This window comes from Streptomyces sp. NPDC057438 (assembly GCF_042802995.1).
In the GTDB taxonomy this organism is placed as follows: Bacteria; Actinomycetota; Actinomycetes; order Streptomycetales; family Streptomycetaceae; genus Streptomyces.
The window spans coordinates 13,359-32,572 of the sequence record NZ_JBHVDD010000073.1 but is presented as its reverse complement, the minus strand read 5'-3'; the positions used below and the strand labels follow the sequence as shown (position 1 = coordinate 32,572).

The window sequence follows — 19,214 nt, the reverse complement described above, 5'->3', positions numbered from 1 at the left end:
ACGAGGGTTTACTTCGAATGTACTGAGTGGCACTCCGTGCCGTCACCGGGCCGTCGGTGTGATCGCGCGCACGTTGCGTAACCGCCGTCGGCGCGTTGCACTGACACCATGCTGACGCGAATCGACCACATCGGAATCGCCTGTTTCGACCTCGACGCCACCGTCGAGTTCTACCGGGCCACCTACGGCTTCGAGGTGTACCACTCCGAGGTCAACGAGGAGCAGGGCGTGCGCGAGGCCATGCTCAGGATCAACAGCACGGACGACGGCGGTGCCTCCTACCTGCAGCTCCTGGAGCCCACCCGCGAGGACTCCACCGTCGCGAAGTGGCTGGCCAAGAACGGCGAGGGCGTCCACCACATCGCTTTCGGTACGGCGGATGTCGACGGCGAGGCAGCCGCGATCAAGGACAAGGGCGTACGCGTCCTGTACGAGGAGCCGCGAGTCGGTTCCATGGGGTCACGGATCACGTTTCTGCACCCCAAGGATTGCCATGGCGTACTGACAGAACTGGTCACTTCGGCGCCAGTTGAGTCACCTGAGCACTGACCCCCGTACATATGGGCCGGTAGGGTTGGGGTCGGCCGTCGCCTTCGAGGGGGACGGCCCGGGTCCCGCCGCCTTCCGACGAGCGGGATCCAAGGGCACCGCGGCGATCCACCAGCGGCTGTCCGAGGGCCGGGGTCCAGGTTTCGGGGGACGAGGGTGAGGGCGGCAGCCCGTGCTCCGCCGTTGATCTGACACCATTCCCCGGGGGCCCCGTTCGGCGGTTGGACGGAGCTCGTTTGTCAGAGGTTGCGACCAGGGGACGGATGGGACCGCGCAGTGCGGGGCTACGAACGCCAGGAGCGAGAGCCGGCGGCTGACGTCGACCACCTCTCTCGGTTCGAGGCCGAGATGGAGCGGCTGAAGACCGAGCGGGAAAAGGCGATCCAGCACGCCGAGGACCTCGGCTACCAGGTCGAGGTGCTGCGCGCCAAGCTGCACGAGGCGCGCCGCACCCTCATGTCCCGGCCCGCCTACGACACCGGGGGCGACCTCGGCTACCAGGCCGAGCAGATGCTCCGCCAGGCCCAGATGCAGGCCGACCAGCTGCGCACGGACGCCGAGCGCGAGCTGAGCCAGGCCCGGGCGCAGACCCAGCGGATCCTCCAGGAGCACGCCGAGCAGGCCGCCCGCCTCCAGGCGGAGCTGCACCAGGAGGCCGTCACCCGGCGCCAGCAGCTCGACCAGGAGCTGTCCGAGCGCCGCCAGACAGTCGAGTCGCACGTCAACGAGAACGTGGCGTGGGCCGAACAGCTGCGCGCCCGCAGCGAGGCCCAGGCCCGACGCCTCGTCGACGAGTCCCGCGCGGAGGCCGAGCAGGCGCTGGCCGCCGCCCGCGCCGAGGCCGAGCGGCTCGCCACCGAGGCCCGCCAGCGGCTCCAGAGCGACGCCGAGGCCGCCCGCGGCGAGGCCGACCAGATCCTGCGCCGGGCCCGCGCCGAGGCGGAGCGGCTGCTGAACGCGGCCTCCACCCAGGCGCAGGAGGCCACCGAGCACGCCGAGCAGCTGCGCACCTCCACCGCCACCGAGTCGGACTCCGCGCGCCGCCAGGCCTCCGAGCTGAGCCGGACCGCCGAGCAGCGCATGTCGGAGGCCGAGACGGCGCTGCGCGAGGCCCGCGCCGAGGCCGAGAAGCTGGTCACGGAGGCCAAGGAGAGCGCGGCCAAGGCCGTCGCCGGCGCCGAGTCGACCAACGAGCAGCGCACGCGTACGGCCAAGGAGCAGGTCGCCCGGCTGGTCGAGGAGGCCACGAAGGAGGCCGAGGCCACCAAGGCGTCCGCCGAGGAGGTCGTCGCCGACGCCAAGGCCCAGGCCGAGAAGATCGTCGCCGAGGCCTCCGAGAAGGCCCGCTCGATCACCGCGGAGGAGTCCGCCTCTGCTCTCGCCAAGACCGCCAAGACCGCCGAGGACGTGCTGAACAAGGCGTCCGAGGAGGCCCGTAGCACCACCAAGGCCGCCACAGAGGAGGCCGAGCGCATCCGCGCCGAGGCCGAGGCCGAGGCGGACCGGCTGCGCGCCGAGGCGCACGACCTCGCCGAACAGCTCAAGGGCACGGCGAAGGACGACACCGAGGAGTACCGCGCCAAGACGGTCGAACTGCAGGAGGAGGCGCGCCGGCTGCGCGGCGAGGCCGAGCAGCTGCGCTCCGACGCGGTCGCCGAGGGCGAACGGATCCGCTCCGAGGCCCGGCGCGAGGCCGTCCAGCAGATCGAGGAGGCGGCCAAGACCGCCGAGGAGCTGCTCGCCAAGGCCCGCACGGACGCCGACGAGCTGCGGCAGACGGCCACCGCGGACAGCGAGAAGGTCCGCACCGAGGCCATCGAACGCGCGTCCACGCTGCGCCGCCAGGCCGAGGAGACCCTGGAGCGCACCCGCAAGGAGGCCGAGCGCTATCGCGCCGAGGCCGCCGAGCAGACCGAGGAGCTGAAGGCCGAGGCCGAGCGGGCCGCCGCCGAACTGCGCGAGGAGACCGAGCGGGGCGTCGAGGCCCGCAAGGCCGAGGCCGCCGAGGAGCTGACCCGGCTGCACACCGAGGCCGAGGGCCGGCTGGCCTCCGCCGAGGAGGCGCTCGCCGACGCCCGCACGGAGGCCGAGCGGATCCGCCGTGAGGCCGGCGAGGAGAGCGACCGGCTGCGCTCCGAGGCCGCCGAGCGCATCCGTACGCTCCAGGCGCAGGCCGAGGCAGAGGCCGAGCGGCTGCGCGACGAGGCGGCGGCCGACGCGTCCGCGTCCCGCGCCGAGGGCGAGTCCGTCGCCGTACGGCTGCGGTCCGAGGCCGCGGCCGAGGCCGAGCGGCTGAAGTCCGAGGCGAAGGACACCGCCGACCGGGTACGGGCGGAGGCGCAGGCCGCGGCCGAGCGGCTCGCCACGGAGGCCTCGGAGACCCTGGCCGCCGCGCAGGAAGAGGCCGCCCGGCGCCGCCGCGAGGCCGAGGAACTGCTCGGCTCGGCCCGGCAGGAGGCCGACCAGGAACGCCGTCGGGCCCGCGAGCAGAGCGAGGAGCTGCTGGCCTCGGCGCGCACCCGCGTGGAGGAGGCCCAGACCGAGGCCGTACGGCTGGTCGAGGAGGCCGAGCGGCGCGCCGGCGAGATGGTGTCAGCGGCCGAGACGCACGCCCAGCAGGTCCGGGAGTCCGTCGCCGGGCTGCACGAGCAGGCCCAGGAGGAGATCGCCGGGCTGCGCAACACGGCCGAGCACGTCGTGGACCGGATGCGCAGGGAGGCGGAGGAGGAGTCGGACCGGGTCCGCGCCGACGCCTACGCCGAGCGGGAGCGGGCCGCCGAGGACGCGGGCCGGGTCCGCCGTGAGGCGCGGGACGAGACGGACGCAGCGAAGGCGCTCGCCGAGCGGACGGTCGCGGAGGCCATCGGCGAGGCGGAGCGCATCCGTTCGGAGGCGTCCGAGCACGCCCAGCGGGTGCGTACGGAGGCGTCGGACGCCATCGCGCGGGCCGACCAAGACGCCTCGCGCACCCGTGCGGAGGCCCGTGACGACGCCAACCGCATGCGGTCGGACGCGGCCACGCAGGCCGACACCCTCATCACCGAGGTGACGGCCGAGGCGGAGCGGCTGACGCGGGAGACCAACGAGGAGGCCGAGCGCGTACGGGCCGAGTCCGTGGCCCAGGCCGACCGGCTGATCGGCGAGGCCACCGACGAGGCCGAGCGGCTGCGGGCCGAGGCCGCCGAGACGGTGGGCTCCGCGCAGGCGCACGCCGAGCGGGTACGGGTCGAGGCCGAGCGCGCGCGGGCCGAGGCGGCGGCGGAGGCCGACCGGCTCATGGCTCACGCCCGCGAGGAGGCCGACAACACGCTCGACGCGGCCCGCAAGGACGCCAACAAGCGGCGCTCCGAGGCTGCCGAGCAGGTCGACACGCTCATCACGGAGACGGCGGCCGAGGCCGACAAGCTGCTCGCCGAGGCGCAGTCGCAGGCGCTGAAGACCACCGCGGACGCCGAGGGGCAGGCCGACTCCATGGTCGGGGCGGCCCGCAAGGAGGCCGACCGGCTGGTCGCCGAGGCGACCGTCGAGGGAAACTCCACGGTGGAGAAGGCCCGTACGGACGCCGACGAGCTGCTGATCGGGGCGCGCCGGGACGCGACCGCCATAAGGGAGCGGGCCGAGGAGCTGCGGGACCGCATCACCGCCGAGATCGAGGCGCTGCACACACGGGCCCGCCGCGAGGCCGCCGAGACGATGAAGTCGACCGGTGATCGTTGTGACGCGTTGATCAAAGCCGCCGAGGAGCAGTTGGAGAAGGCGACGTCGAAGGCCAAGGAGATCGTTTCCGAGGCCAACTCCGAAGCCGGCAAGGTCCGTATCGCCGCGGTGAAGAAGGCCGAGGGCCTCCTGAAGGAGGCCGAGCAGAAGAAGTCCACGCTCATCCGCGAGGCCGAGGAGCTGAAGGCCGAGGCGATCCGCGAGGCGCGCCGCACGGTCGAGGAGGGCAAGCGCGAGCTGGAGGTGCTGGTCCGGCGCCGCGAGGACATCAATGCGGAGATCTCCCGTGTCCAGGACGTCCTGGTGGCGTTGGAGTCTTTTGAGGCCCCGTCGGGCGGCAAGGACGGTGGAGTCAAGACGGGTGCCGCGGCGGGTGCGACTCGTTCGGGTGGCAAGTCGTCAGACGGCTAGCGGTGCGGGGGCGTTGCGGGTATCTTCCCGCTCCGCCTTCGGTGCTACAGACACCATTTTGTGCTCGTTCTGTGCTTGCCATCTGTGCCGTCTGTGCTTTCAGGGCCTTTACGCAAAGTTTCTGGCAAGTATTCCGATGGTCGGCCACCCAAAAGGGGTGTCATTCTCCAGATCAAACGTGCATCTGCTCGATGACACGCCGCTTCGCCCCCTAGGATTCCACCTATCACCTCACCGGTCTCATTCGACAGGAACCCCATGAGCGACACTTCCCCCTACGGCTTCGAGCTTGTGCGGCGTGGATACGACCGCGCTCAGGTGGACGAACGTATCTCCAAGCTCGTCTCCGACCGTGACTCCGCGCTCGCCCGCATCACCGCTCTGGAGAAGCGCATCGAGGAGCTCCACCTCGAGACGCAGAACGCCCAGGCCGCGGTGACCGACGCCGAGCCGTCCTACGCCGGTCTCGGCGCGCGCGTCGAGAAGATCCTCCGCCTCGCCGAGGAGGAGGCGAAGGACCTGCGCGAGGAGGCCCGCCGCGCCGCCGAGCAGCACCGCGAGCTCGCCGAGTCGGCGGCCCAGCAGGTGCGCAACGACGCGGAGTCCTTCTCCGCGGAGCGCAAGGCCAAGGCCGAGGACGAGGGCGTCCGGATCGTCGAGAAGGCCAAGAGCGACGCGTCGCAGCTGCGTGCCGAGGCGCAGAAGGACGCGCAGTCCAAGCGTGAGGAGGCGGACGCCCTCTTCGAGGAGACCCGCGCCAAGGCCGCGCAGGCCGCCGCCGACTTCGAGACCAACCTCGCCAAGCGCCGCGAGCAGTCCGAGCGGGACCTGGCGTCGCGTCAGCAGAAGGCGGAGAAGCGTCTCGCCGAGATCGAGCACCGCGCGGAGCAGCTCCGCCTGGAGGCCGAGAAGCTGCGCACCGACGCCGAGCGCCGCGCCCGCCAGACGGTGGAGACCGCGCAGCGTCAGGCCGAGGACATCGTCGCGGACGCGAACGCCAAGGCCGACCGGATCCGGTCGGAATCCGAGCGCGAGCTGGCGGCTCTCACCAACCGCCGCGACTCGATCAACGCCCAGCTGACGAACGTGCGCGAGATGCTGGCGACCCTCACGGGTGCGGCCGTCGCCGCGGCCGGCACGCCGGTCGCCGACGACGAGCCGATCTCCCGCGGGGTTCCGGCTCAGCAGTCCCGGTAACACGGTCGCCTGACGGCCACGGCCGGAAGAGGCACCTGAGGGCCCGCGTCTCCCCTCCGGGGGGCGCGGGCCCTCGGTGTTCGGGGGTGGCGACGGGCCCCGCCCAGCCGTGGTGGCAGTGCCTATGGCTCGGGGGCTCCCCTGGTGGCGTGGCTGCCGGCCGTGTGGGGTTGTTCGCACAGTTCCCCGCGCCCCTGATCGGCCGAACCGCGGTCACCGGTACTCCGGTGGCAGGCCCCCGACCCCCGTTCTAGCGTGGCCGCATGATCGAGCTCGACGGGCTGACCAAGCGGTACGGCGAGAAGGTCGCGGTGAACAACCTGACCTTCGCCGTGCGGCCCGGGATGGTGACCGGCTTCCTGGGACCGAACGGGGCCGGGAAGTCGACGACCATGCGCATGATCCTGGGGCTGGACCGCCCGACGGCCGGAGACGTCCGGATCGACGGCACGCACTACGACCGCCTGAGGGACCCGCTGACGTACATCGGCGCGCTCCTGGACGCCAAGGCCGTGCACGGCGGCCGCAGCGCCTTCAACCATCTGCTGTGCCTCGCGCAGAGCAACGGGATCCCCCGGGCCCGGGTGCACGAGGTGCTGGACACGGTCGGGCTCACCACGGTCGCCCGGAAGAAGGCCAAGGGGTTCTCGCTCGGCATGGGGCAGCGCCTCGGGATCGCCGGCGCGCTGCTCGGCGACCCCCGGATCCTGATGTTCGACGAGCCGGTCAACGGCCTCGACCCCGAGGGCATCCACTGGATCCGCAACCTGATGAAGTCCCTCGCGGCCCAGGGGCGGACCGTGTTCGTGTCGTCGCATCTGATGAGCGAGATGGCGCTGACCGCCGACCATCTCGTCGTCATCGGGCAGGGGCGGCTGCTCGCCGACACCTCCATGGCGGAGTTCATCCGGCAGAACTCCCGCTCGTACGTACGCATTCGCACACCGCAGTGGGAGCGGCTGCTCGACGTGCTGCACGCGGTCGGCGTGACGGTCGTGGAGACGGGCGACGGGGCGCTGGAGGTGGACGGCCGGAAACCGGAGGAGATCGGTGAGCTGGCCGCCCAGCACCAGCTCGTACTGCACGAACTCAGTCCCCAACAGGCTTCGCTGGAGGAGGCGTTCATGCAGCTGACGGCAGAGTCGGTGGAGTACCACGCGCACGACGCGACCCCGGCGGTGCGTCCGGCTCCCGTCCCCGGCTGGGGCGGCTCCTGGAAGCGGGAGGGCTGACGATGGCCGCCGCCCAGGTGGTCCGCTCGGAGTGGACCAAGATCCGGTCGGTCGCGTCCACGGTGTGGACGCTGTCGCTGGCCGGGGTCGTCACGATCGCGCTCGGCGTGCTGATCTCACTGCTGTCGAGGAACGAGTTCGACAATCTCAGCCGCCGGGACCGGCTGTCGTTCGACCCGACGTTCATCAGCTTCGCGGGGATGACCCTCGGACAGCTGGCGATGATCGTGTTCGGGGTGCTGGTCGTGTCGAACGAGTACAGCACCGGCATGATCCGGACCTCGCTGGCCGCCGTGCCGCAGCGCGGCACCTTCCTCTTCGGCAAGATCGCGGTGGCCACCGCCCTCGCCTTCGCGGTGGGGCTCGTGACCAGCTTCGTGACGTTCTTCCTGGGGCAGGCGATGCTCGGTCCGTACCGCGCCGAGATCGGTGATCCGGGTGTCCTGCGCGCGGTCCTCGGCGGCGGGCTCTACATGACCCTCATCGCCATGTTCTCCATGGGGGTCGCGGCGATGCTGCGCAGCCCGATGCTGTCGCTCGGCATCCTGATGCCGTTCTTCTTCCTCATCTCCAACATCCTGGGCAACGTCGGTGCCACCGAGAAGGCCGGCCGGTACCTGCCCGACCAGGCCGGCAGCAGGATCATGCAGGTGGTGACCCCCGTGGACGACGACACCCCGTACGGGCCCTGGGGCGGCCTGGCCGTCATGGCGCTGTGGGTGGCGGCGGCCCTGCTCGGCGGGTACCTGATGCTGAAGCGGCGCGACGCTTGAGCGGGAGCCTGACCAGCGGTTACGTACATGCCAAGACAACGTGCTCGTGACCTGCGAGGTTTTACCTCCTCTTGGGTGGAACCGTCAGCGCACCGATAAGCTCCTAATCCTTACGGGGGCGTGCGCCCCGACGTCCTGAGACGTCCTGAACCGTTCGATGGGTGCGGAGCATGATCGAGGCAGTCGGCCTGACGAAGCGCTACGGCGCCAAGACGGCCGTGTACAACCTTTCCTTCCAGGTGCGGCCGGGGGCCGTCACCGGCTTCCTGGGGCCCAACGGCTCCGGGAAGTCGACGACGATGCGCATGATCCTCGGCCTGGACAACCCCACGTCGGGGCAGGTGACGATCGGCGGCTATCCGTACCGCAAGCTGCCGAACGCGGCCCGGCAGGTCGGCGCGCTCCTCGACGCCAAGGCGGTGCACGGCGGCCGGCACGCCCGCAACCACCTGCTGTCCCTGGCCCAGCTGTCCGGCATCCCGGCCCGCCGGGTGGACGAGGTACTCGGTGTCGTCGGCCTCCAGGACGTGGCCAAGAAGCGCTCCAAGGGCTTCTCCCTCGGCATGGGCCAGCGGCTCGGCATCGCCGCCGCGCTGCTCGGCGACCCGCAGGTGCTCCTCTTCGACGAGCCGGTCAACGGTCTCGACCCCGAGGGCATCCTCTGGGTCCGCAACCTGATGAAGGCGCTCGCCGCCGAGGGCCGTACGGTCTTCGTCTCCTCGCACCTGATGAGCGAGATGGCCCTGACCGCCGACCACCTCATCGTGATCGGGCGCGGGCAGCTGCTCTCCGACATGAGCATCAAGGACTTCATCTCGGCGAACTCCGCCGACTTCGCGCGCGTCCGCACGCCGGACAGCGAGCCGCAGCAGCGCGAGAAGCTGACGGCGGCACTGACCGAGGCGGGCGGCCAGGTGCTGCCCGAGCAGGACGGGGCCCTGCGGGTCATGGGGCTGCCGCTCCCCCGCATCAGCGATCTCGCGCACGGCGCCGACGTCCGGCTGTGGGAGCTGTCGCCGCACCAGGCCTCGCTGGAGGAGGCGTACATGCGGATGACGCAGGGCGCCGTCGACTACCGCTCGACGACCGACCAGAAGGCCGGGCTCCAGCAGCCCCTGCCGCCGGGCGCGCAGCCGCCGATGCCGGTGCCCGGGCAGGGCCAGACGGGCTGGTACGCCCCGCCGGCGCCGCAGGCCGGTCAGCCCTATGCGCCGGCCGGTCCCTACGGGGCTCCGGCGCCCGCCGCCCCGGCTCCGGCCCCCGGGCAGCCCCAGCCGAACCCGTACGCCCAGGCGGCGCCCCAGGCCCCGGCGCAGCCCGCCGCCGCGCCGGCCCCGGCCGCCTCCGCCGCGCCCGCCGCCGACCTGACGAAGTCCGAGGACGCCCGATGAGCACGCCCCAGCCGCCCCTCACACAGCAGCCGCCCGCCCCCCAGTGGCAGGGCGCGCCGGGCACGTCGTACACCTCGCCGATCCCGGTGGTGCGCACGCACCTCGGGAACGCGATCGCCTCCGAGTGGACGAAGATCAAGTCGGTCCGCTCGACGATCTGGACGCTCGGCGTCTTCGTCGTCCTGGTGATCGGCCTCGGTCTGCTCTTCGCCCTGATCGCCGCCTCCACGGACATGAACCTGGAGGGCGAGTCCCCGCTGGGTCTCGGTCTGTTCGGCCTGATGATCGGCAGTGTCTGCATCCTCACGCTCGGAGTGCTGACCACCGCCTCCGAGTACGGCACGGGGATGATCCGGACCACGATGACGGCGTGCCCGAGCCGCGGCCGGGTCCTGGCCGCGAAGGCGATCGTGTTCTTCGCCCTCACCTTCACGGTCACGGTGGTCACCACCGCGTTCGTCGGCTTCACCCAGGTGGCGATCCTGGAGAGCTCCGGCGCCGCGAGCCCCGACGGTGAGGAGTGGTTCAAGGCCACGGTCGGCGTGAGCCTCTTCCTCGCGCTGTTCGGGCTGCTGGCGCTGCTGATGGGCTCGCTGATCCGGCACTCCGCCGGCGCGATCACCCTGATGCTCGGCGTCTTTCTCGCCCCGCTGGTCATCGCGATCTTCATGTTCTCGGAGTCGCTGAAGGACGTCCAGGAGTTCCTGCTGGAGTACTCGATCCCGAGCCAGCTCAGCGTCTTCTACGGCGCGGAGATCAGCCAGTCCGGCCCGTCCGGCTGGGAACCCCTGTGGATCATGCTGGCACTGACGGGTGCGGCGTTCGTCGGCGCGTACGCGCTGCTGGAGCAGCGGGACGTGTGACCTCCGGGCCGAGGGGGCGTCAGAACCTCGGCGCGTTACGGGACCGCTGCACCCGCGAGGTGCGGCGGTCCTTCGCGTTCCAGCAGGCCTTGTGCCAGTGCCGGCGCTCGTCGACGCCCGAGTGCTCGGGCCAGGCGACGACGTGCGGGACCCCCGAGGCGATCATCTGGTCGCAGCCGGGGCAGCGATAGGTCTTGCCCGCCGCGCTCGCGCCCGCCACATGACGCACGCTCCACTCCTCGCCCTGCCACGGCTCACTGGTCTGCCAGCCGCCGTACCGGTCGGACCGGTCCTCCTCCGCGCTGCGGCCTGACGGACCCGACAGACCCGACGAAGCCTGGTCCTTGGGGCGGTTGCGACGCGGGGACACGGGACACCTCACGGGCTCTACAGGGGGCAGGATCGGTGTCCAGCCTACGCGGGCCCGGTGGGGGTATGCGTACGTCACCAAACCCCCCAGATCGCCCTCCGCTCGGCCCATTCTGCAGACAATCCGCAAATCTCGTCGCCAGGCCGTGTCCTCGTCACGTGTCACACGGTTATGCCGGTGGGGGAGCTCCCGAGTCGGAGCCGAGGAAGCAGGAAGAGCGATGCACGTAGGAACATTTGTACTGGGCGCCCAGTTCCCCGGCCAGGGCCAGGGGGAGGCGCTCCATCGGGCGGTACGGACCGCGGAAGTGGCCGAGGAGGCCGGGCTGGACGCGGTCTGGCTGGCCGAGCACCATTTCGTGCCGTACGGCACCTGTCCGTCGGCGATCACCCTCGCCGCGTTACTGCTGGGCCGTACCCGGCGGATCCGGGTCGGCACGGCGGTCAGCGTGCTGCCCACCGTCCATCCCGTGGCCCTGGGCGAGCAGGCCGCCCTGCTGCACGTGACGTCCGGCGGACGTTTCTCGCTGGGAGTCGGACGCGGCGGCCCGTGGGTCGACCTTGAGGTGTTCGGCGCCGGACTCCAGGCGTACGAGAAGGGTTTCCCGGAATCACTCGATCTGCTCATGCGCTGGCTGCGCGAGCCCTCGGTGTCGGCGTCGGGGGAACGATTCAGCTTCCGTGAGGTCCCGGTCGTCCCGCGGCCCGCCGAGGACCTGGACGAGACGCCCGGCCCGGAGGTCGTCGTCGCCTGCACCTCACCGTCGAGCGTACGGCTGGCCGCCGAGCGCGGGCTGTCGATGCTCCTCGGCATGCACGTCGGTGACGAGGAGAAGGCCGAGATGGTCGCTCTGTGGCGCAGGCACGCCCGCGCCGCGGGCCGTTCGCCGGAGGAGATCTCCGGCGCGGCCCACGTCTCGGCCGGCGTCTGCCAGATCGCCGACCGGCGCACCGACGCCGTGGAGGCGCTCACCAAGGCGATGCCGGGCTGGCTGAAGCAGGGCCTCGACGCCCATGTGACCGTGGACGGCCGGGCCCGCGCCATGCGGGACCCGCTGGCGTACACCGAACTGCTCTGCGGGCTGCACCCCGTGGGGACCCCCCGGCTGTGCGCCGACCGCCTCGCGGCCACCAGTGAGCGGACGGGCATCTCCCGCTTCGCCCTGCTCGTCGAGGGCTCCGGCGACCTGGCGGCGACGGAGGAGAACGTACGACGACTCGGTGCCGAGGTGCTGCCTCACCTCGGCTGAGCCACTGCGGGGAGCTTGCCGCCCCGGTTACCGATGCACCTCCCGCGGTTGGAGCGGCAAGCCGTGCTGCGTCACGACCTCAGCAGTCCCTGAGTTCCGGGGACTGGTTGAGGAGTTGGCCGCGGATCGAGGTGAAGCGGGCCAGCCTGTCGTCCACGGACGGGTCCAGCGGGAACACCGCCACCCGGTGGCAGTTCTGGAAGGCCAGCCGTACACCGAAGTGCCGCTGCAGCGCGCCGCGAATCGCGTCGCTGGCGAGCGCGCGCAGCAGTTGTCCGCGTGCCTGCTCGTCCGGCGGGGGCGTCTGGTTGTCGGCGAACTCGCCGCCGTCGACCTTCAGCTGGGCCACCAAGGAGCTGATCATCTCCCACGCAAACGGCAGGGAGGTCCGGACGCAGTCGACGAAGGCGGCTTCGTCGACCTCGCCTCGCTCGGCCTGTTCGAGTAGGGCCGGTGAGACGTCGAGCGACATGGGTTCTCCTCTCGCACCCCCACGACAACAGGGGTTGACGGACAGGGTCGGAGAGCGCATGCCGAACACGCAGAGTGCACGGTCCACGACCTCCAGTTTCTACGGTAAGGAACCGAACGGGGCCGCACCAGGAGGTTGCGCGCACCGACACGGCGCGAGACGCACACAATCAGCCATTGCCGAACAGGAGTTGACAGAGGCACATGCCGGGGGACGACGGAAGCCCACGTGAGGGGCACGACGAGGGTGACGGAGGGCGACAGCGACCGAGCGGGACCGGCCGCGGGTCGAACGGCCCCCTGCCGGAGGCGCCGGCCCCGGGGTGACCTCGGGCCGGAGCACGCACGGCGGTCGAATCGCGCGCACCCGTCGGCGTCGGATAGCGTTGCCGACCATGCGTCTCGTCATTGCCCGCTGCTCCGTCGACTACGCGGGCCGGCTCACCGCCCATCTTCCCTCGGCCCCCCGTCTGATCCTGGTGAAGGCGGACGGCAGCGTCTCGATCCACGCCGACGACCGGGCCTACAAGCCCCTCAACTGGATGTCGCCGCCCTGCACGCTGAAGGAGGGTTCCGGGGACGAACAGGGCGTCTGGACCGTCATCAACAAGGCGGGCGAGAAGCTCATCATCACGATGGAGGAGGTCCTCCACGACTCCTCGCACGAACTGGGCGTCGACCCCGGCCTGATCAAGGACGGCGTCGAGGCACACCTCCAGGAACTCCTCGCCGACCGCATCGAGACCCTCGGCGAGGGCTACACGCTCATCCGCCGCGAGTACATGACGGCCATCGGCCCCGTCGACATCCTGTGCCGGGACGCCGACGGCGCGACCGTCGCGGTCGAGATCAAGCGGCGCGGCGAGATCGACGGGGTCGAGCAACTCACGCGCTACCTGGAGCTGTTGAACCGCGACCCGCATCTCGCGCCGGTCCGTGGCATCTTCGCCGCCCAGGAGATCAAGCCCCAGGCCCGCGTCCTCGCCACCGACCGCGGCATCGGCTGCGCGGTCCTCGACTACGACGCCCTGCGCGGCATCGAGGACGACAAGCTGCGGCTGTTCTGAGCTTGTTCACCGCCTGACGCATGACCCCGGGAGGGCCGGGTCCGAGGAACGGACCCGGCCCTCCCGCGTCGAACGGGCGGACCGGCGGCTCAGGCCGACGTCCCGCCGGGTGAGCCACCGCCGGGTGCCGGTGCGGCGGCGGTCGACTCCACGGCCCGTCCGGAGGTCGGCGCACCGGCACTGTTGGTGTCGTCCGGCGGCGGCGGGTCCTCACTGCCGCCGGTCGGCGTCGGAGTGGGCGTGGGAGTCGGCGTCGGGGTGGGTGTCGGAGTCGGGGTGGGCGAGCCGGACTCCTCCTCGGACTCCGTCGGCGTCGGCTTGGGGGACGACTTCGTCGGGGTCGGCGTCGGCTTGCCCGTCGGCCCGTCCGTACCGCTCGGGTCGTCCGACGGCCCCGCGCTGTCCGTGGGCGTCGGGTCGTCCGACGTGCCGTACGTGCCGTCGAGGCCCGGGTCGGTCGGCTCGGACACGGCACCCGGGGCGTCGCGGTCCCCACCCGTCTTGGGGCGGTCCGCGACGAGCCCGCCGTCGTCGACGCCCGCGCTGGCGGAGGGGTTGACGCCGACCCGCTCCGCAGGGGTGTCGTCCTTGCGGTCGGAGGTCGCGCCCAGGGTCACCACGGTCCCCAGGACGGCGACGAGCAGCGCTCCCGAGCCCGTGGCGATCAGATTGCGCCGGGCGGCGCCGACGAGGCTCCTGAGGGCGGCGAACCGCTCCGCGGGCGAGGCTCCGCCGGGCCGGTGCGTGACGAGCGTGCTGTCGTGGGCCGGCGGGTGCGGTGCCGAGCCACCGCCGCCGGTGGCCGCCGCCGCGCCCGTCGTCGCCCCCGGACCGGCCACGCCGAAGCCCACCGGCGGGTAGGCGGACGGCACGCCCCCGGACGGTGCGGCCGGCTCCTCGTGCCGGGAGGCCGGCGCCTCTTCCCCCGCCGCCGTACGCCCGCCCGGCGGGGCCGCCCCGGAGCGGTCGGTGACCAGGGCGAGGGCCCGGCGGCCGGCGACGGTGCCGCGCTTGTCCGCGAGGACGTTGCGCAGCCCGATGGATGCCTCCAGCTCGGCCCGGGCCCGCTCCAGCTGTCCGGAGCAGAGGGCGAGGACGCCCAGCTCGTGGTGGAAGTAGGCCAGCTCGGCGGTCTCGTCGGCGAGGGCGGCCGCCTCGGCACCGGCCCTGAGCGCCCGCTCCCAGGCGCTCCAGCTCCGCCCCGCCGCGAACGCGGGCGCGGCCTGCCGGGCCAGCACCACCGCGGCGCTCTCCTCGCCCTCGCCGGGCGGGGTCGTGGCCGGCGCGAGCGCGGTGAGGGCGGCCAGGACGGCGTCCGCCTCGGCCGAGACCCGCTCGGGGGTGACCGAGGGGTGCCCGGCCCACCAGGCGTAGTGCTGGGCGGCGGCCTCGGCGCGGGTCCCGGCGTCGTCGGCGTACCCGGCGGCCTCCAGCTGGGTACGCACCCCGGCGGCGAGCCGGTAGCGGGCACCTACAGGTGTCACCAGGGCGCAGCCGACCAGCTCGCCGAGGGCCGCGTCGGCGTGGGTGTCGCCCACGAGGGCGGGCAGGTGCGCCTGGTGGGGGATCTCGCCGCCGAGCGCGACCGCGAACCTGAGGGTCTCCCGGGCCGAGGCGCCCAGCCGGGACGCCAGCAGCGCGGCGGGGGCGGCTCCCTCGGCGAGCGACGGCAGGGGGACGTCGTACTCGTCCGAGGCGTCGTAGGGGGCGTCGACGGACGGCGCCTCCTGGAAGACCCCGAACTCGTCGACGGCGTCCTCGCCGGCCCGCTGCCGGTCCCGCTGCCTGAGCAGCGCCCCGGCCTGGGTGAAGCGCAGCGGCAGCCCCTCGGACTCGAACCAGAGGTCGCCGGCCCAGTTCGACTCGTCCTCGGTGAGCGCCCGTCCGACGACACGTTCCAGCAGCTGCTCGCTGCCGGCCCGGTCGAGCCCCCCGAGGACGATCTCCTCCAGGGGCGCGTCGCTGGACGGCAGGGGGATGCCGGGGGTGGCGCCGATCAGGAAGGCGCACTCGGGGGTCGCGTCGAGCAGTTCGTCGAGCGCGACGCCGCCGAACTCCAGGTCGTCCAGGACGACGACCGCGCCGATGTCCCGCACGACGTCGGCGACCTGCTCCCGGGCGGGCCGGAAGCCGGATGTGCTGTAAACGGCTGCGAACAGTTCGTACAGCAGGTCGTCGACCGTGCGCCGGAAACCGCTCAGCCGGACGACGCCGTCGGGGGCCAGGTCCGCGCAGTCCTCGGCGACCGCGTCGAGGAGGGTGGTGCGGCCGGAGCCGGGAGCGCCGGTGAGGCGGACGGAGCGGCCGCGGGCGAGGAGCCGTACGAGCCGGTCCCTCTCCTCGTCGCGCTGGATCAGGGGGAGCCGGGGCAGTGAGGGGCCCGGGGGCACCGGCGGAAGGGCGGCACGGTCGAGGGCGGCGCGCTCGGCGGGCGCGTGTTTCGCGGGCCGACCAGGCAGTTCGCCCGGCGGGCAGTTCTCGATCTCGCTGCCGTCGACGGGGTTGACGGTGAGCAGGAGATCGCCCGAGACGAGCTGGACGGTGCGGGCGAGGGCCGGAGCGTGCCGGTCGAAGTCCTGCGTCAGCGCGTCACGCGCCGGACGTCTGCTCTGCGGCTGTGCGTCGTCGTGGCCGTACTCTTCGGGTCCCCGGCTGTTCGGGTCCATCGGTTCAAGCCCCCCAAAAGCGTCTCGTGTGCTGGAGCCCCTCCCGGCCTGGTCGCACACCGCGCTGTCGCTTCTGGTCCGGAACCCGCTCGAGGGAAACTGGCAGCGGGCAGCCGAACCCTAAACCTTTGCACAGTATCTACGACAGCCCGGGGCGCCACGCTGTCCGAGACATCACAGTCTCGTGAGGATTGCGCGTGCACCCGCCGGGTGTCCCGCACACACGAAGGCATACGTAGAGATCCGCACACGCGTTCAGACCCGGGGCAACGATTCCAGACCGATACCGCCCTCGATGGCCAGGATGCGGTGCAGCCGGGTGGCCACGAGCAGCCGCTGCATCTGCGGCGGCACATCGCGCAGCACCAGCCGCCGTCCGCACCGTCCCGCCCGCCGGTGGGCTCCCATGATCACCCCGAGTCCGGTGGCGTCCCAGGAGTCCAGCTCTGACAGGTCGAGCACCAGGTCGCCGGCTCCGTCGTCGACGGCCGAGTGCAGGACCGTACGGGCGTCCGCCGCGCTGCGTACGTCGAGGCGGCCCCCGACGACCAGCTCGGCGTGGTCGCCCCTGATGTACATAAGCGCTCCCCGTGAGTGCGTCTCGTACTCCGTGATGTGGGTGATGCAACGTCTGACGGCTTTTGACACCGCCAGGTTGCCGTCTGTGAGCGAACCGATACCGAATTCACCTCAAGGGGTGAGCCCGGAGAGGCTCATGCGTTCACATGCGTGGGAAGTGCCGCCCGTGACGCGTGACCGGCGTCAGTAGGTGTAGAAGCCCTGCCCGCTCTTGCGTCCGATGTCACCGGCGTCCACCATCCGGCGCATCAGCTCCGGAGGAGCGAACTTCTCGTCCTGGGACTCGGTGTAGATGTTGCTCGTGGCGTGCAGCAGGATGTCGACGCCCGTCAGGTCGGCGGTGGCCAGCGGACCCATCGCGTGGCCGAAGCCCAGCTTGCAGGCGAGGTCGATGTCCTCGGCCGTGGCCACGCCCGACTCGTACAGCTTCGCGGCCTCGACGACGAGGGCGGAGATGAGACGGGTGGTCACGAAGCCGGCGACGTCACGGTTGACGACGATGCAGGTCTTGCCGACCGACTCGGCGAACTCCCGCGCGGCGGCGAGCGTCGCGTCGCTCGTCTTGTAGCCGCGCACCAGTTCGCACAGCTGCATCATCGGCACCGGCGAGAAGAAGTGGACGCCGACGACGCGTTCGGGCCGCTCGGTGGCGGCCGCGATCTTGGTGATCGGAATGGCCGAGGTGTTCGAGGCGAGCACGGTGTCCTCGCGGACGATCTTGTCCAGGGCCCGGAAGATCTCGTGCTTGACTTCGAGCTTCTCGAAGACGGCCTCGACGACGATGTCCGCGTCGCCCGCCGCGTCGAGGTCCGTGGTGGCGGTGATCCGCGCCAGCGCCGCCTCGGCGTCCTCGGCAGCCAACTTGCCCTTGCCCACGAACTTGTCGAACGACGCCGTGATGCCGCCGATGCCACGGTTCAGCGCCTCGTCGGTGACGTCGCGCAGAACGACGTCCCAGCCCGCCTGCGCGGACACCTGGGCGATACCGGACCCCATGAGCCCGGCTCCGATGACGGCGAGCTTCCGTGCCACTGTGCGACTCCCCTGGTACGCGCTGTCGATGGGTTACCTCTCCGGCGGACACTAGCGCTCGTGAGGGGCCGTGTGACCGCTTAGTAACGCGAGTCACGTCTCAAGGGGCGGACATCACACCGGCAGCGCTCACTGAGAGGGTCGTACGGCGTAGTTGAGCACCTTCTCGCTCAACAGGCCCTCCATCCCGTCCAGGAGAAGAAGTACCTCTCGGGACACTTCGTCCGGATTGCGCCCGGCGAGCATCTCACGTCCGATGACGGCCATCACCGTCTGGTGGACCCAGTTGATCTGACCCGCGATCAGGGTGGGCAGCGAGTCGTCGGGGGCCGCGCCGGTCTCCTCCCGCAGGGCCGCCTCGAGGTTGTCCTGGACCTCCTGCTGGATGCTCCACAGCCGGGACCGCAGGGCGGGTGCCTCGTTGATGGTCCGCATGAAGCCGTCGTAGCCCTCCATCAGGCCCACGCGCGGTGAGACGGCCTCGACCTCGGCGCGCAGTTCGCGCAGGACGGCGGCGACGGCCGACTCGCCCCGGTCGCGGGCACGCACCCAGCGGGCGAGGCGTTCGACGATGCCCGCGCTGCGGTCGAAGAAGAGGTCCTCCTTGGCCGGGAAGTAGTTGTAGACCGTGTTCACGGAGACGTCGGCGGCTTCGTCTTCGTGGCCCTGCTGACGGTCTCTCTCGCCTCGCTGTCGTACGCGCTCGCCATGAAGGCCCGCTCCCAGCACGAGTTCGGCCCGGCGGTCAACGCGCTGACCATGCCGTCGATGCTCCTGTCGGGCCTGATGCTGCCGATGTCCCTGGCCCCGGGCTGGCTGGACGCCCTGTCCCACTTCGTGCCGTTCCGCTATCTCGTGGACGCGATGCGTGACGCGTACGTCGGGGCGTACGCCACCCCGGCCATGTTCCACGGCGTCCTGGTCGCGGTCGGTCTCGCGGGGCTCGCCGTGACGGTGGGCACACAGGTCTTCCGGACGGCCGGTGCCTAACTACGCTGGTCACATGGTCAATCTGACGCGCATCTACACCAGGACCGGCGACAAGGGCACCACCCACCTCGGCGACATGAGCCGGGTGCCCAAGACCGATCCGCGGATCTCGGCGTACGCCGACGCCAACGAGGCCAACGCGGTGATCGGGACGGCGATCGCGCTGGGCGGGCTGGAGGAGGAGATCGTCAAGGTCCTCACCCGCGTCCAGAACGACCTCTTCGACGTGGGCGCGGACCTCTCCACGCCCGTCGTCGAGAACCCCGAGTTCCCGCCGCTGCGCGTCGAGCAGTTCTACGTCGACCGGCTGGAGGCGGACTGCGACCGGTTCAACGAACGGCTGGAGAAGCTCCGCTCCTTCATCCTGCCCGGCGGCACCCCCGGCGCGGCCCTGCTGCACCAGGCGTGCACGGTGGTCCGGCGGGCCGAGCGCTCGACGTGGGCGGCGCTGGAGGCCCACGGCGAGGACATGAACCCCCTCACCGCGACCTACCTCAACCGCCTCTCCGACCTCCTGTTCATCCTGGCGAGGACGGCGAACAAGGCGACCGGGGACGTGCTGTGGGTGCCGGGTGGGGAGCGGTGAGGGGACGCCGGGCGTCCATCAGCGGGTACACAGGACGGATGGGCCCGGGTCACTGCACCAGGCCGATCACG

At 71.7% G+C, this 19,214-nt stretch carries 15 protein-coding genes and 2 pseudogenes; 11 read left to right on the top strand and 6 right to left on the bottom strand.

Annotation, left to right across the window (positions count from 1 at the left end; genetic code table 11):
• The first annotated feature begins 108 nt into the window (after nucleotides 1–108).
• The 7 genes from mce to ACFU5F_RS31015 all read left to right on the top strand — a co-directional run bounded on the left by mce (nucleotide 109) and on the right by ACFU5F_RS31015 (nucleotide 10,133).
• A complete protein-coding gene (gene mce, locus ACFU5F_RS31045; RefSeq protein WP_319769907.1) occupies nucleotides 109–549 on the top strand; it encodes a methylmalonyl-CoA epimerase in 441 nt (146 codons plus the stop codon).
• A 276-nt stretch (nucleotides 550–825) separates the two neighbouring features.
• Nucleotides 826–4,677, top strand: a complete 3,852-nt coding sequence (gene scy, locus ACFU5F_RS31040) for a polarized growth protein Scy (RefSeq protein ID WP_383894348.1) — start codon at nucleotides 826–828, stop codon at nucleotides 4,675–4,677.
• A 258-nt stretch (nucleotides 4,678–4,935) separates the two neighbouring features.
• Nucleotides 4,936–5,874 carry a cellulose-binding protein gene (locus tag ACFU5F_RS31035; RefSeq protein ID WP_200303866.1) on the top strand — a complete coding sequence of 313 codons (939 nt, stop codon included), beginning with the start codon at nucleotides 4,936–4,938 and terminating at the stop codon, nucleotides 5,872–5,874.
• A 263-nt stretch (nucleotides 5,875–6,137) separates the two neighbouring features.
• A complete protein-coding gene (locus ACFU5F_RS31030; RefSeq protein WP_383894345.1) occupies nucleotides 6,138–7,106 on the top strand; it encodes an ABC transporter ATP-binding protein in 969 nt (322 codons plus the stop codon).
• 2 nt (nucleotides 7,107–7,108) lie between these two features.
• Nucleotides 7,109–7,879, top strand: coding sequence for an ABC transporter permease (locus ACFU5F_RS31025; RefSeq protein WP_383894343.1), 771 nt, complete (start codon nucleotides 7,109–7,111; stop codon nucleotides 7,877–7,879).
• 170 nt (nucleotides 7,880–8,049) lie between these two features.
• Entirely contained in the window at nucleotides 8,050–9,270 is a 1,221-nt protein-coding gene (locus ACFU5F_RS31020; protein ID WP_383894340.1) for an ABC transporter ATP-binding protein, read from the top strand.
• Nucleotides 9,267–10,133, top strand: coding sequence for an ABC transporter permease subunit (locus ACFU5F_RS31015; protein WP_383894339.1), 867 nt, complete (start codon nucleotides 9,267–9,269; stop codon nucleotides 10,131–10,133). Before ACFU5F_RS31020 ends, ACFU5F_RS31015 begins: the two co-directional genes overlap by 4 nt.
• Before the next feature lie 19 nt (nucleotides 10,134–10,152).
• On the opposite strand, the gene ACFU5F_RS31010 is transcribed toward ACFU5F_RS31015, so the two are convergent.
• Nucleotides 10,153–10,503, bottom strand: a complete 351-nt coding sequence (locus ACFU5F_RS31010) for an ATP/GTP-binding protein (protein WP_383894336.1) — start codon at nucleotides 10,501–10,503, stop codon at nucleotides 10,153–10,155.
• 220 nt (nucleotides 10,504–10,723) lie between these two features.
• On the opposite strand from ACFU5F_RS31010, the gene ACFU5F_RS31005 reads away from it, so the two are divergent.
• Entirely contained in the window at nucleotides 10,724–11,752 is a 1,029-nt protein-coding gene (locus ACFU5F_RS31005) for an LLM class flavin-dependent oxidoreductase (protein WP_383894333.1), read from the top strand.
• 79 nt (nucleotides 11,753–11,831) lie between these two features.
• On the opposite strand, the gene ACFU5F_RS31000 is transcribed toward ACFU5F_RS31005, so the two are convergent.
• On the bottom strand, nucleotides 11,832–12,224 hold the full coding sequence (locus ACFU5F_RS31000; RefSeq protein WP_086760468.1) for an SCO5389 family protein: 393 nt from the start codon (nucleotides 12,222–12,224) through the stop codon (nucleotides 11,832–11,834).
• A 394-nt stretch (nucleotides 12,225–12,618) separates the two neighbouring features.
• Here ACFU5F_RS31000 and nucS point away from each other — a divergent pair, with 394 nt between their 5' ends.
• On the top strand, nucleotides 12,619–13,290 hold the full coding sequence (nucS, locus tag ACFU5F_RS30995) for an endonuclease NucS (RefSeq protein WP_184899481.1): 672 nt from the start codon (nucleotides 12,619–12,621) through the stop codon (nucleotides 13,288–13,290).
• Nucleotides 13,291–13,379: 89 nt separating this feature from the next.
• Here nucS and ACFU5F_RS30990 read toward each other — a convergent pair whose 3' ends face one another.
• The 4 genes and pseudogenes from ACFU5F_RS30990 to ACFU5F_RS30975 all read right to left on the bottom strand — a co-directional run.
• Nucleotides 13,380–15,956: an ATP-binding protein gene (locus tag ACFU5F_RS30990; RefSeq protein WP_383894329.1), complete on the bottom strand. Its 2,577-nt coding sequence runs from the start codon at nucleotides 15,954–15,956 to the stop codon at nucleotides 13,380–13,382.
• Nucleotides 15,957–16,211: 255 nt separating this feature from the next.
• Nucleotides 16,212–16,535: an STAS domain-containing protein gene (locus ACFU5F_RS30985; RefSeq protein WP_033526497.1), complete on the bottom strand. Its 324-nt coding sequence runs from the start codon at nucleotides 16,533–16,535 to the stop codon at nucleotides 16,212–16,214.
• Between the two features lie 183 nt (nucleotides 16,536–16,718).
• Nucleotides 16,719–17,567 (bottom strand): 3-hydroxyacyl-CoA dehydrogenase family protein, encoded by an 849-nt coding sequence (locus ACFU5F_RS30980; protein WP_383894326.1) that lies wholly within the window; start codon nucleotides 17,565–17,567, stop codon nucleotides 16,719–16,721.
• Between the two features lie 129 nt (nucleotides 17,568–17,696).
• Nucleotides 17,697–18,221: pseudogene (locus tag ACFU5F_RS30975) on the bottom strand (TetR/AcrR family transcriptional regulator); the annotation flags it as partial.
• Here ACFU5F_RS30975 and ACFU5F_RS30970 point away from each other — a divergent pair.
• Both ACFU5F_RS30970 and ACFU5F_RS30965 read left to right on the top strand, forming a co-directional pair.
• A pseudogene (locus tag ACFU5F_RS30970) lies at nucleotides 18,210–18,557 on the top strand (ABC transporter permease); the annotation flags it as partial. The pseudogenes ACFU5F_RS30975 and ACFU5F_RS30970 overlap by 12 nt on opposite strands.
• 13 nt (nucleotides 18,558–18,570) lie before the next feature.
• Nucleotides 18,571–19,143 (top strand): cob(I)yrinic acid a,c-diamide adenosyltransferase, encoded by a 573-nt coding sequence (locus tag ACFU5F_RS30965; protein ID WP_383894323.1) that lies wholly within the window; start codon nucleotides 18,571–18,573, stop codon nucleotides 19,141–19,143.
• The last annotated feature ends 71 nt before the right edge of the window (nucleotides 19,144–19,214 follow it).